Source organism: Thalassobacter sp. (assembly GCF_982993085.1).
Genome location: NZ_CEZFMW010000107.1, coordinates 1 through 12,634, shown reverse-complemented (window position 1 = coordinate 12,634; position 12,634 = coordinate 1). Strand labels below are relative to the sequence as shown.

Sequence of the window (12,634 nt, the reverse complement as noted above, 5' to 3'; positions counted from 1 at the left end):
ATAATGGTAAACAAATGAGTGAACAAATACAACTTAAGCGATACGGACTGTTCGACACGAAGGTCCCGCGCTACACGAGCTATCCGCCCGCCACACAATTTGCAGGAGGCGTTAACGCCGCAGTGCAGCGCGAGTGGATAGAATTCATTGCACCTGGCACCAAGCTTTCACTCTACATGCATGTCCCATTTTGCCGGCGTTTGTGCTGGTTTTGCGCATGTCGCACTCAGGGTGTTCGGTCGGATGAACCTGTTCGCGCCTATGTTGACAGTCTGCTCCAAGAAATAGCGACGCTGAAATCAATACTCCCGCCTGACGTCAGTTTGGCACGACTGCACTGGGGCGGTGGCACGCCGACGCTGCTTGCGCCCGACATGATCACGCGCGTTGCAGAAGCTTTCCAAGATATCGTGCGATGGGAACCCGACGCTGAATTCTCGGTCGAGATTGATCCAAATGAGATTGATCAGGCCCGGCTCCAAGCCTTGACGGCCGGTGGGATGAACCGCGCATCTATCGGTGTGCAGGATTTTAATCCTGACATTCAGAAAATAATCGGGCGCATCCAAAGCTATGAAACCACACGGGATGTTGTGGATAGGCTGCGCGATCTTGGGATCAAAAGCCTTAATGCTGATATTCTTTTCGGACTGCCGGAACAATCACCGGAACGGCTGGCCGAAAGCGTGCAACTATTGCTATCGCTCACGCCGGACCGCGTGGCCCTATATGGCTACGCCCATGTGCCATGGATGGCCCGACGTCAGGGCATGATTCCCACGGACACGCTGCCCACGCCCGAGGAACGCCTTCAACTATACGAAAACGCCAAAAAACTTTTCTTGTGGGATGGCTACAAGGAAATCGGGATTGACCATTTCGCACGGACGGACGACGGGCTTGCGATTGCCCGGGATACGGGTCGGCTACGACGTAATTTTCAGGGATATACCGATGACACATGCGATGTGCTGATTGGTCTTGGGGCCTCATCGATCTCAAAATTCCCGCAAGGTTTCAGCCAAAATATCAGCGCGACAGCCGGGTATCAATCTGCCGCGCGGGCGGGTGAGCTGGCGACTGCCCGGGGCCACGTGTTCACCGCAGATGACAAATATCGCGGCCGGATCATTGAGGCGCTCATGTGCGACTATGAGGTTGAGACAGCAGACATTGTATCAAGCTTTGGCGTCTCAGAGGTCGTTTTGAACCGAATGTACACCGACGCCGCCAACCAGTTCGCAGGGATGATTGAGATCACATCGACACACTTTCGTATCCGTCCACAGGCGCGGCCCCTCGTACGCATGATCGCGCGCGTTTTTGATGCCTACGACATCAGCCAAGGCAGTCATAGCGCCGCGATCTAGGCCTCAATCACGGCCTCATCTGACTTAAGATCGAACGCAGCAGCCATCAGCGCACGCGTGTATTCGGTTTGCGGCGCGTCAAACACTTGTTGTGCTGGCCCGGCCTCGATGATGTCGCCTTGCTTCATAACCATCACCTTGTGGCTCAGTGCGCGAACGACCTTTAGGTCATGGCTAATGAACAAATATGCCAACCCGTATTTCTTTTGCAGATCACGCAACAAATCGACGATTTGAACCTGCACAGTCATGTCTAGGGCGCTTGTCGGCTCATCCAAAACCACCAATTTGGGTCGCAAAATCATGGCGCGCGCGATGGCTATGCGCTGGCGTTGGCCACCGGAAAACTCATGCGGGTATCGATCCATCATCGCCGGATCAAGGCCGACCTCGGTCAGGATCTCTGCGACCATATCACGGTGCGGCCGCCCGCCTCCTAGATCATGCACGCCCAGCCCTTCGGCTATAATTTGGGCCACGGTCATGCGCGGACTAAGGCTGCCGAAGGGGTCTTGGAAAACGATCTGCATATGCCGCCGCAGATCGCGCAGCTGCCGGGACGTCCAGCCTTGGACATCCTGGCCCTGAAACACGATCGGCCCTTCGGAAGACAACAGCCGCATAAGCGCGAGCGCGAGCGTCGTTTTACCCGAACCGCTTTCGCCCACAATCCCGAGGGTTTCCCCCGCTCGGACGTCTAGCGTCGCTGCATTTACGGCCTTCACGTGGCCAACAGTCTTGCGCAAGAACCCGCGCGTGACCGGAAACCATACCCGAAGCGCATCAGTACTGACGACAACCTCGCTGTTAGCGGGCGCTGGATCGGGCAAGCCCGATGGCTCTGCCGCAAGCAGCTTTTGCGTATAGGGGTGTTGGGGTGCGTTGAAAATTTGCTCGGTTGGGCCGGTTTCGACAATCTCCCCCCCCTGCATCACACACACCCGATCCGCGATGCGCCGCACAACACCCAGATCGTGCGTAATAAACAAAAGGCTCATGCCTTCTGCCGCTTTTAGCTCTGCCAATAGATCAAGGATCTGCGCTTGGATCGTGACATCCAACGCGGTTGTGGGCTCATCCGCGATCAACAACTCCGGCCCATTCGCAAGCGCCATCGCGATCATCACGCGTTGCCGTTGCCCACCGGACAACTGATGCGGATAGGCGCTAAGGCGGCTCTCGGCGTCTTGGATACCGACCCGCTCTAGCAGTTCCAAAATACGGGTACGTGCTGCGTTACCGCTTAGACCCTGATGCAAGGCAAGGCTCTCAGCGAGTTGCTTTTCGATCGTATGAAGCGGGTTAAGCGACGTCATCGGCTCTTGGAAAATGAAGCTGATGTCATTGCCGCGTACACGGCGCAAATCCGGCTCGGGCGCGTGCACCATCTGTGTGCCGTTATACGTGACCGAACCCGAAACCTCTGCGGCGTCCGGCAAAAGCGATACGGTCGACAACGCGGTCACGGATTTACCCGAGCCGCTTTCGCCCACCAACGCCACAGTCTCACCCCGGGCGACCTCAAAGGAGACGCCCTTGACGGCCTCAACAATCTGACCGTCCTGCCGGAACCCCACATGTAGGTCTTTGACTTGCAACACTGCGCTCATTGAAAGGTCTTTCGTGGATCAAAGGCATCGCGGACGCCCTCAAAGATAAACACCAAGAGCGACAACATCACGGCGAAGGTTACAAAGGCAGTGAACCCTAGCCACGGTGCTTGCAGGTTTTGCTTGGCCTGAAGCGTCAACTCCCCCAGAGACGGTGCCGACGATGGCATACCGAAGCCCAGAAAATCTAGGGTCGCGAGCCCGCCAATAGTGCCTGTGACGATGAATGGCAGTAACGTCACGGTGGCCACCATGGCGTTGGGCAGCACGTGGCGGAACATAATCGTCCCATTGGACACGCCCAAGGCCCGCGCCGCGCGGACATATTCAAAGTTACGAGCACGCAAGAACTCGGCCCGCACGACACCGACCAACGCGGTCCAACCAAAGAGCGTCATCAACCCGATCAAAACCCAAAAGTTGATCGGCACAATCGCGGAGACAATAATAATGAGATAAAGTGAGGGTGTCGAACTCCAAATCTCTAGTACCCGCTGGAGGATTAGGTCGACCCAGCCACCATAGTAGCCCTGAACCGCGCCCGCAGCGATACCAATCACTGAAGTGTAAAGCGTTACGAATATCGCAAATAATATCGACAGTCTGAAGCCGTAGATCACCCTCGCCAGCACGTCCCGCGCTGTGTCATCTGTGCCTAACCAATGGGTACTATCGGGAGGCGACGGTGCGGTCCCACCAATATCATTCACAGTATCGTAGCTGAACGGAATGATCGGCCACATCATCCAACCCACTGAGATTTCCTCACCGTTGATCATACCATCGGCGGCGTCCTCGATATACTCCTCAGGGTCGTCAAAACAGTCGATTAAACCGCCTGTTATGATAAGACATTGCACCTCGATATCGCGATAGATCGCCTCGGTCCTGAAGTCGCCACCAAAGGTCGTTTCGGGATAAAAACTCCGAAACGGCGTATAGTAGCCGTCCTGATACTTGACCAAAATCGGCTTATCGTTAGCGATGATCTCTGCGCATAGCGATATAGCAAAAAGGATAGAAAATACCCACAATGACCACACCGCTCGGCGGTTGGCCTTGAAATTACGCAGGCGACGTTGGTTCAGGGGGGAAAGCCAGGCCATATTCAGGTCTCCCGGCTTTCGAAATCGATGCGTGGATCGATCCAAACGTACATCAGATCTGACAAAAGTCCGACTACCAAACCGATAAGTGTGAAGACGAACAGAGTACCGAACATAACCGGATAATCGCGATTTACAGCAGCCTCGAAAGCGAGCCTACCCAAACCGTCCAACGAGAATATTGTTTCGATGATGATTGACCCCCCAAAGAAGACACTAACAAACAGCGCCGGAAAACCGGAGATGATGATCAACATCGCGTTGCGGAAAACATGGCCATAAAGCACCGCGTTCTCCGATAGACCCTTGGCTTTTGCCGTGGTCACATATTGTTTTTTAATCTCATCCAGAAAGGAATTCTTCGTCAGTAGCGTGAGAGTTGCGAACGCGGCGATGGTCGATGCCAAGACCGGGAGGGCGATATGGTGGAAGTAATCCAGCACCTTACGGATCGGGCCGAACGTGTCCCACTCAGCCGAGGTCAGGCCCCGTGCCGGGAACCATTGAAAATAGCTGCCGCCAGCAAACAAAACCAACAGCAAAATCGCAAACAAAAAGCCTGGGATGGCGTAGGCCACAATGATGATACCCGAGGTCCACGTATCGAAATCGGACCCGTCACGCACCGCTTTGCGAATACCCAGCGGGATCGACACCAAATAGGCAATCAGTGTGGACCAAAGTCCGAGTGTGATGGACACAGGCATCTTTTCCAGAACCAAATCCACGACTGAGATGGAGCGGAAGTAGCTCTCGCCAAAGTCGAAGCGCATGTAGTTCCACATCATGTTTAGGAACCGCTCAAGCGGGGGTTTGTCGAAGCCGAACTGGGCCTCAAGCTCCTTAATGAATTCCTCTGGCAGGCCCCGCGCGCCGACATACCGCTCGCTCCCGCCGGACACGACGTTTGTCTCGACCCCTAAGTCCCCGCCAGAACCGGAGATATTAGCAAATGCGTCGCCACCGCCTTCAAGTTGCGCCAATACCTGTTCTACAGGACCGCCCGGCACGAATTGTACCAAGGTAAAGTTGATCACCATGATCCCCAAAAGCGTGGGGATCATCAGCAAAAGGCGTCGAAAAATATAGGCGGCCACTTACAGGGCTCCCGCGTCTTTCAACTGCTGAGCGGCCTCCGCATCATACCACCAGAAATCCAGAAGCCCCAGATCAAGCGGCGGCAACGGATCAGGATGCCGGTACTGATCCCAGTATGCCACCCAATAATCCGTAGTGCCCCAACGCGGCACCCAAAAACCGTGGGCCCGCAAAACGCGGTCCAACGCGCGGGTGCGTGGCTCCAACTCATCGAGTGTTTTCGCCTCAATCACAGCGTCGATCAAACGATCCACTGCCGGATCAGCCAAGGCCATAATGTTGCGCGAACTGTTCTCAGCCGTCTCAGAGCCAAACCACTGCTTCAGCCCGAGGCTTGGTTCAAAGCCTTGGCCCGCTGCGATATTGGTCAAATCCCAATCGCCAGAACGACGCAATTCAACGTATTGCGCGGTGTCCACGCGGCGCAGGCTGGCATCAATACCAACGGCACGAAGGTTATCGATATAGGGATTAATGATGCGGTCCATTTCGGCATTGAACTGAATAATGATCAGTTCTAGCGTTTCACCAGCGGCGTTGCGCAACAGGCCATCATCGCCAAGGCTCCAGCCTGCGTCCTCTAGCATGCCCAGCGCCTGCCGGCGGGAACGGCGATCAACCCGGTTACTTTCGGCGGTGTTGACGGGGGGCATAAACACTTCGGTTTCAAGGATAGATGCGTCTAGCAAGCCCTCGGCCACAAGTGGCTCAAGCGCGGCCAACTCGGCCCCCTCAGGCGCGCCAACGGCCTCTAGGTTGGACCCCTGCCAAAACGAGTGGTGTCGTTCAAACAGGTTGAAAAACAGCGCCTGATTGGACCATTCGAAATTAAACAGCATTCTCACGGCTTCGCGCACGCGGTTGTCTTGCCATTTTTCACGGCGCAGGTTGAACACAAAACCCGAGCCGCCCGTGATATTTCCGCTGGGGATGGTGTCCACCGTGACGTGCCCGTTTTGGACCGCAGGGAAATCATAGGCCGTCGCCCATTCCTTGGACGAACCCGGCGTGCGGAACGTGTATGCGCCGGTCTTAAACGCCTCAAGTGCTGCAGTTTGGTCAAGGAAAGCCTCGACCCGGACAGCGTCAAAGTTGAACCGTCCTTGGTTGAGCGGGTGATCAACACCCCACCAGTCGGGATTTTTACGATATACGACCGAGCGTCCCAGATCGACATCGCCGATTACATAAGGCCCCGTACCCATAAACGCCTCTTCGTCAGTGGATTCGTCCAGCCGGGCCCCGGTGCGCGCAAACCATTCCTTCGAAAACGGGTTCCAAAGTCCGACCAACCCCATGCGATCACGTTTGGGTGCCGCCTGCGTAAACTCAAACCGGATTTGATGCGGACCGGTGACTTCGATGTTCTCAAAGAAGCCATCGATGATCGATCGGAACTCAGCAATCCCTTGATCTAGAAACAGATCAATCGTGAATTTTACGTCCTCTGCTGTCATGGGCGTGCCGTCGGAAAAGGTCACGTCATCACGCAGGTTCATCACGACCCAATCAAGGCTCTCGGGGTATTCAATCGTGATGCAAAGATAGCAGTAGGAACCATAGGGATCGTCGGCTGCAGCGATCATAAGGTTTTCGTACAGGAGGTCATCGCCCGTGCGCTCGGCAACGCCCTTGCGCGTAAAGGGATTGAAGCTGTCGAAAGTGGCGAGCGTGGATAGGCTGATCTCACCGCCCTTGGGTGCCTCTAGATTAACGTAGGAAAAAGGCTCGCCCGGCCCGTATTTCAGCGCACCAAAATTTGAGAACCCATGGCTGACAATAACGTCCTCCGCCGAGGCAGGCGCCATCGCGGCACACATCGCCAGTCCAAAAGCCGCCAACCCGTGTTTTGCCCGTGTCATCTGCTGCGCTCCCTGTCCTGTTTTTTCGATATACGCGCGCCACTGCCCCTGCAGAAGACGTCGCACGTGCTTAAAGTTCAAGACTAATTAAAGTGCGATCTGCCCCCGGGGCAAATTCGCTAACGCAAAATTGAGCGCAAACACGAAAAAAGGCCGCCCCCAAGGAGCGGCCTTTGAAACAAATATCAGCGGAACCTTAGTTAAAGGTCGCCATGTAGGCGATCAGGTTCGCTTTATCTTCTACGGAACCGCGGAAGTTGTAGTTCATTTTGGTGCCGGGCGCATACTCACGCGAATTTGCGATAAAGTTTGCGATGTTTTCTGGGCTCCAGTCACCGCCCATGGTGGCCAGCGTTTCCGAGTAGGCGTAGCCATCGGCAACACCTTTGGGACGGTTCACAACGCCGTGCAAGTAAGGGCCTGTGCCGTTCGCACCGGCTTCAAGCTTGTGACACGCAGAACACTGGCGCCACTGGCGTTCGCCCGCGCCGGCATCAGCCGTTGCATATACATCCGCGAATGCGACCTGCACGACTTCTTCGGCAGGCGCGTCGCCTGTTTCAACCGCAATACGGTAGCCTTGCACAGCTTCGTGGTGGTCGTCGCCTGCGTGGTGTTTTTCACCGACGTGGTAAAGCGTTTCAGCAGCCCACCCGCCGAGCAAGAGAAAGAGCAGGGCCGCGCAAAGCGATGCACCAGCTTTTGTTATCGTCATCATATCAAACATTGAGCGTCCCTCATCGTCGTTCGGGTGTATGTATGTGGTTTTCCAAGTCTGTTTCAAGGTATAGAACCGCGACCAAACGACCAAATTAGAAAGAATCTAAATGTCTGCCCGCATTGCATTTCAGGGAGAGCTTGGCGCCTACTCTCACGAAGCCTGCCTGAAAGCCCGCCCCAATCACACCCCAGTGCCCTGCGCGACCTTTGAGGATGTGATAGCAACAGTGCGCAATGGCGATGCAGAATTGGCCATGCTTCCGGTGGAAAACACGACATATGGGCGTGTAGCTGACATGCACCGATTGTTGCCAGATTCGGGTTTACACATCGTTGATGAGGCTTTCGTGCGGGTCCGCATTTGCATGATGGCGATGCCCGGCCAGAGCCTGTCGCAGATTAATGTCGCGCGGGGGCATTTGGTGATTCTGCCACAGTGTCGAAGCTTTCTTGCGGACAACGCGATCACCGCAGAACCCCACGCAGACAACGCTGGCGCCGCCGCAGACATCGCCAAAGAGGGCGAAATGGGTGCCGCGGCCCTTGCCTCGGAACTGGCGGCTGAAACGTATGGATTAGAAGTTCTTGCCCGCGACATCGAGGATCAAGACACCAACACAACCCGGTTTCTTGTGATGTCGCCTACACCCGATCTGACGCATCGCGGCTCGGACCAGATGCTGACAAGCTTTGTGTTTCGCGTCCGCAATATCCCCGCTGCCCTTTACAAAGCGATGGGTGGGTTTGCCACGAATGGCGTCAACATGACCAAGCTGGAAAGCTATATGGTCGGTGGTCAATTCACCGCAACGCAATTCTACGCCGACATCGAAGGCCACCCCGAAGACCCTGCCGTACAGCGTGCGATGGAAGAGCTGGGCTATTTCAGCTCAATGGTGAAAGTATTGGGCACCTACCCGGCTGACCCTGACCATATTCGCCACTAACTTAGGCGAAGATCACTCTCTAGCTCGGCCACGTAATCCACGACTTGCGCGCGATAACGGGCCAGCATTTGGCCATGAGCCAGCTTGAGCGACTGCATCATGATCCGCGCAGGCAGCGTTCGGGGTTCGCCTTGGGTTGTCACTGTCAGGCGCGTTGTGCTTGCGCCCACAACGGCCAGTTCGACATCGACCGTAATGTCAAAGGCCGCGCCATTGCCCTGAAACCGCATAGCCTTGGGTGCATCCAGTCGCGTGACAATAAAGTTAACATGCCGTGACGCCCCGCGAAAAGCGATCCGCGCATCCCACTGCGTCCCCTTAGTCATCGGGCCTGCCGGATTACGCCGAATACTGCCGCCCCGCGCGCGGACGGTCTGTTCTAGACGATCGGGATCACGCAGACCCTCAAACGCCAGATCAATTGGCGCCGCGATGTCTGCCTTGGCGGTCAATTTCATGGCTCTAACCCCAAAACGCTTAGGCGGCTTCGCCGCTTAGTCCAAGGTATCCGCAAGCCAGTTTTGCAACAAGAATTGCGCGATAGAGCCTTTGCGCGCGGGTTTAAGCGCAGGATTATCCCCGGCAAAAGAGGCCATCATGTCCTCCTTGCTTACCCACAGAGCATCCTCGATTTCATCGACATCTACGGTGATCTCATGGTCCAGCGCCTCACCCCAGCAGCCAAACATCAGCGACATTGGGAACGGCCAAGGTTGGCTGGCAAGATACTCAACCCGTCCAACGCGCACGCCAGCTTCTTCCCACACTTCGCGGCGCACGGCAGCCTCTAGGCACTCACCCGGATCCACAAATCCGGCCAGCAAAGAATACATCCCCTCGGGCCAACCGTGGCTGCGCCCAACCAAAACAGAATTTCCATGCGTAATCAGCATAATCACCACCGGGTCAGTGCGGGGAAAATGCATGCCACCACAGGCGTCACACTTGCGCTGAAACCCGGCTTTGCGGGCCTTCGTCGCCCCCCCACATTTAGAGCAAAACCTGTGACTGCGGTGCCATTCTAGAATCGCCTTGGCCATCGCCGCCAGTTCTGCATCACGCGGGGTAAGGCCGGACATCACCTGCCGCAATTCGGCAAATGCTGTGCCTTTGGGCAGATCTGGGTGGCTTTGCTCACTCGGGTCAACAAACGCGCCAATCTCAGGTTCATCTGCGCCCAAAGGTTCCCATTCCGAAACATCGCGGGCGAATAATCCGCCCCGAGCATCCCGGCCCAAAAACACCTCTTCAGCACCCTGCATGGCAACGGAATGATCGGGGGACACCCAAGCAAGCGCGTCACGTTCCGGGTTCAAAAGGGGTTTGCCCCGCCACAGCAGCAACATACGCGCATCTTTGCGCAATTCCGCTAGTTCCTCGGGGGCCCTGCGAATATCCTCAGCACGGTCCAAGCCCGAGCCACCAAAAGTCACTGTTTCCGCCAATCGCATCGCCAATTCCCCCGTTTGACCTCGGGATGGCACAGCCAATGGGCAGTGGCAACGTGCTTGCGCCAATGCAGCCCCCCGGCCCATCATTGCCGCGACTGCGTTAGCAATGAGGGAAATCCCAATGATAAAATTTGGCTTCTACGCGCTTGCGTTGCTGGCATTGGCCGCCGCGTTCACCAAACCCACCCCCGAAACCGCAGAAGCATTGCTAAAGACGCGCACATTGCAGGCGGTACAAAACACTGACGTTAACCTAGCCGATATGGGATTCGACGGGGCGATGGTGACGCTATGCAAACTACAACCCAATGCCTGCTGGGACGTGCTGCGCGGCTTAACCGAAATCACCCACGAAGATCGGTATGTCTACGCAAAAATAGGGATTGATGGCCCCGGCGATCCACAGGTGTGTTACGGGGCGTTTCGACAATTGATCTGTCTGTAGCTCGGGGCGGCTTGCAGAATCTTTGGGCATTGCTTAGGTGGACGTTGAGGGGTTGGCGCGGGCAAGCGCCTCGCCAACCTGGTCAGGTCCGGAAGGAAGCAGCCACAACGAGCCCCGCTTGGGTCGATGTCCAATCCCTCACCCCAGCACGCAGCGTTGCGCGCGACGGGGGCACGGTGTTTTCACCGAAAAAATTGTCAAAACGACACCAACACGCAAATTCCAAGACACATATGCTGGACGCCCCACAAACGCGCCCCTATCCTGCGGCCTAAGCCGAGGGAGCCACAATGTCCGAACAACCCGCCTATCAGGTGCTTGCACGCAAGTATCGCCCTGCGACTTTCGCCGATCTAATCGGTCAGGAGGCGATGGTCCGCACCCTGCGCAACGCGTTTGAGGCGGACCGGATCGCGCAGGCCTTCATTATGACGGGTATTCGCGGCACCGGCAAAACCACCACAGCGCGGATTATTTCCAAAGGGATGAACTGCGTCGGTCCAGACGGGACGGGTGGCCCCACCACGGACCCTTGTGGAACCTGCGAACATTGCGTCGCCATCTCTGAGGGACGGCACGTCGATGTCATGGAAATGGACGCCGCATCACGCACCGGCGTCGGCGATATCCGCGAAATCATCGACAGCGTCCACTATCGCGCCGCTTCTGCGCGCTACAAAATATACATCATCGATGAGGTTCACATGCTCTCGACCAGCGCGTTCAACGCGTTGCTCAAGACACTGGAAGAACCACCCGCACACGTCAAATTCATCTTTGCCACGACTGAAATTCGCAAAGTTCCCGTCACGGTTTTGTCTCGGTGCCAGCGGTTTGACCTGCGCCGGATTGAGCCCGAAGTCATGGTCGAGCATTTGCGCAAGATCGCCACTGCCGAAAACGCGGAAATCGCCGATGATGCACTGGCGTTAATTACCCGTGCGGCAGAAGGCTCTGTCCGTGATGCGATGTCCCTACTGGACCAAGCGATCAGCCACGGCGCGGGCGAAACGACAGCGATACAAGTGCGCGCGATGCTTGGGTTGGCCGACCGTGGTCGCGTTTTGGACCTGTTTGATATGATCATGCGGGGCGATGCCGCCGCCGCATTGACCGAACTGGCACAGCAATATTCGGACGGTGCGGACCCGCTCGCGGTCCTGCGTGATTTGTCGGAAATCACGCATTGGGTTTCGGTCATTCAGATCACACCGGAGGCCGCAGAGGACCCCACTGTTTCACCCGATGAACGCGCGCGGGGCCAGTCCATGGCCGCAGGCCTGCCCATGCGCAGCCTGACCCGCATGTGGCAAATGCTGCTGAAATCGCTGGAGGAAGTGTCCGCCGCGCCAAATGCCATGATGGCTGCCGAAATGGCGATCATCCGGCTGACCCACGTGGCCGACCTGCCATCGCCCGATGACTTGATCCGCAAGCTGCAAAAAGACCCGCCCACAGGCCAGGCCCCCTCAACCCGTGCCCCCAGCCCACAAGGCGGCGGACCGCGCGGCCCGATGAATAGCGTCACGAATATGGTGTCTGGCTCGGGAGCCCAAGCCGCACCTGCCGCAGCCCCCACCCCCGGGCTGGAGCGGTACAATCAGTTTAGCCAAGTGGTGGAATTGGTCCGTCAGCACCGCGATGTTAAGCTATTGGTGGAAATCGAAAGCTACCTGCGGCTGGCCAATTATGCCCCCGGCCGCATTGAATTCGAGCCCACGCCCGAAGCTCCAGCCGACCTTGCCGCTCGACTTTCGTCCCGGCTACAGGGCTGGACTGGGCAACGTTGGGCGATTTCGGTCGTAAACGCAGGGGGCGGCAAAACCATTGCCGAAGACCGCGATGCAGAGGCCGCCGCCCTTGAGGCAGAGGCCAAAGCCCACCCTATGATGGCCGCCGTTTTTGATCTATTTCCAACGGCCAAAATCCTTGAAATTCGAACACCAGAGGCGTTGGCCGCACAGGCCCTTGCCGATGCTTTGCCGGAGGTGCCCGACGAATGGGATCCGTTCGAAGAGGAGTGAT

Annotated in this window: 11 protein-coding genes and 1 other RNA gene; 5 read left to right on the top strand and 7 right to left on the bottom strand. The window is 56.7% G+C overall.

The window, feature by feature from the left end; translation table 11 throughout:
• Positions 1-14: 14 nt before the first annotated feature.
• Positions 15-1,370 carry an oxygen-independent coproporphyrinogen III oxidase gene (hemN, locus tag AC4GMC_RS14410; protein WP_487877590.1) on the top strand — a complete coding sequence of 452 codons (1,356 nt, stop codon included), beginning with the start codon at positions 15-17 and terminating at the stop codon, positions 1,368-1,370.
• Here hemN and AC4GMC_RS14405 read toward each other — a convergent pair.
• The 5 genes from AC4GMC_RS14405 to AC4GMC_RS14385 form a co-directional block, all read right to left on the bottom strand.
• Positions 1,367-2,980 (bottom strand): ABC transporter ATP-binding protein, encoded by a 1,614-nt coding sequence (locus tag AC4GMC_RS14405; protein ID WP_487879058.1) that lies wholly within the window; start codon positions 2,978-2,980, stop codon positions 1,367-1,369. The two genes, hemN and AC4GMC_RS14405, sit on opposite strands and share 4 nt — an antisense overlap.
• Positions 2,977-4,086, bottom strand: a complete 1,110-nt coding sequence (locus AC4GMC_RS14400; RefSeq protein WP_487877669.1) for an ABC transporter permease — start codon at positions 4,084-4,086, stop codon at positions 2,977-2,979. The genes AC4GMC_RS14405 and AC4GMC_RS14400 overlap by 4 nt, the downstream gene beginning before the upstream one ends.
• Positions 4,087-4,088: 2 nt before the next feature.
• Positions 4,089-5,183 (bottom strand): microcin C ABC transporter permease YejB, encoded by a 1,095-nt coding sequence (locus tag AC4GMC_RS14395; RefSeq protein WP_487877670.1) that lies wholly within the window; start codon positions 5,181-5,183, stop codon positions 4,089-4,091.
• Positions 5,184-7,046: an extracellular solute-binding protein gene (locus AC4GMC_RS14390; protein WP_487877671.1), complete on the bottom strand. Its 1,863-nt coding sequence runs from the start codon at positions 7,044-7,046 to the stop codon at positions 5,184-5,186. It abuts the gene before it with no gap.
• A gap of 196 nt (positions 7,047-7,242) precedes the next feature.
• Positions 7,243-7,773: a c-type cytochrome gene (locus AC4GMC_RS14385; protein ID WP_487877672.1), complete on the bottom strand. Its 531-nt coding sequence runs from the start codon at positions 7,771-7,773 to the stop codon at positions 7,243-7,245.
• 100 nt (positions 7,774-7,873) lie between these two features.
• Here AC4GMC_RS14385 and AC4GMC_RS14380 point away from each other — a divergent pair, with 100 nt between their 5' ends.
• Entirely contained in the window at positions 7,874-8,713 is an 840-nt protein-coding gene (locus tag AC4GMC_RS14380) for a prephenate dehydratase (protein WP_487877673.1), read from the top strand.
• On the opposite strand, the gene AC4GMC_RS14375 is transcribed toward AC4GMC_RS14380, so the two are convergent.
• Together AC4GMC_RS14375 and nudC are read right to left on the bottom strand one after the other, a co-directional pair.
• On the bottom strand, positions 8,710-9,171 hold the full coding sequence (locus tag AC4GMC_RS14375; protein ID WP_487877674.1) for an SRPBCC family protein: 462 nt from the start codon (positions 9,169-9,171) through the stop codon (positions 8,710-8,712). The two genes, AC4GMC_RS14380 and AC4GMC_RS14375, sit on opposite strands and share 4 nt — an antisense overlap.
• A gap of 36 nt (positions 9,172-9,207) precedes the next feature.
• Complete coding sequence (gene nudC / locus AC4GMC_RS14370) at positions 9,208-10,164, bottom strand: NAD(+) diphosphatase (RefSeq protein ID WP_487877675.1); 957 nt, start codon at positions 10,162-10,164, stop codon at positions 9,208-9,210.
• Between the two features lie 121 nt (positions 10,165-10,285).
• On the opposite strand from nudC, the gene AC4GMC_RS14365 reads away from it, so the two are divergent.
• The 3 genes from AC4GMC_RS14365 to AC4GMC_RS14355 all read left to right on the top strand — a co-directional run bounded on the left by AC4GMC_RS14365 (position 10,286) and on the right by AC4GMC_RS14355 (position 12,633).
• Positions 10,286-10,609 carry a hypothetical protein gene (locus AC4GMC_RS14365; RefSeq protein ID WP_487877676.1) on the top strand — a complete coding sequence of 108 codons (324 nt, stop codon included), beginning with the start codon at positions 10,286-10,288 and terminating at the stop codon, positions 10,607-10,609.
• A 46-nt stretch (positions 10,610-10,655) separates the two neighbouring features.
• Positions 10,656-10,753, top strand: an RNA gene (ffs, locus tag AC4GMC_RS14360) — signal recognition particle sRNA small type.
• A 146-nt stretch (positions 10,754-10,899) separates the two neighbouring features.
• On the top strand, positions 10,900-12,633 hold the full coding sequence (locus AC4GMC_RS14355) for a DNA polymerase III subunit gamma/tau (protein WP_487878077.1): 1,734 nt from the start codon (positions 10,900-10,902) through the stop codon (positions 12,631-12,633).
• Position 12,634 lies beyond the last annotated feature (1 nt).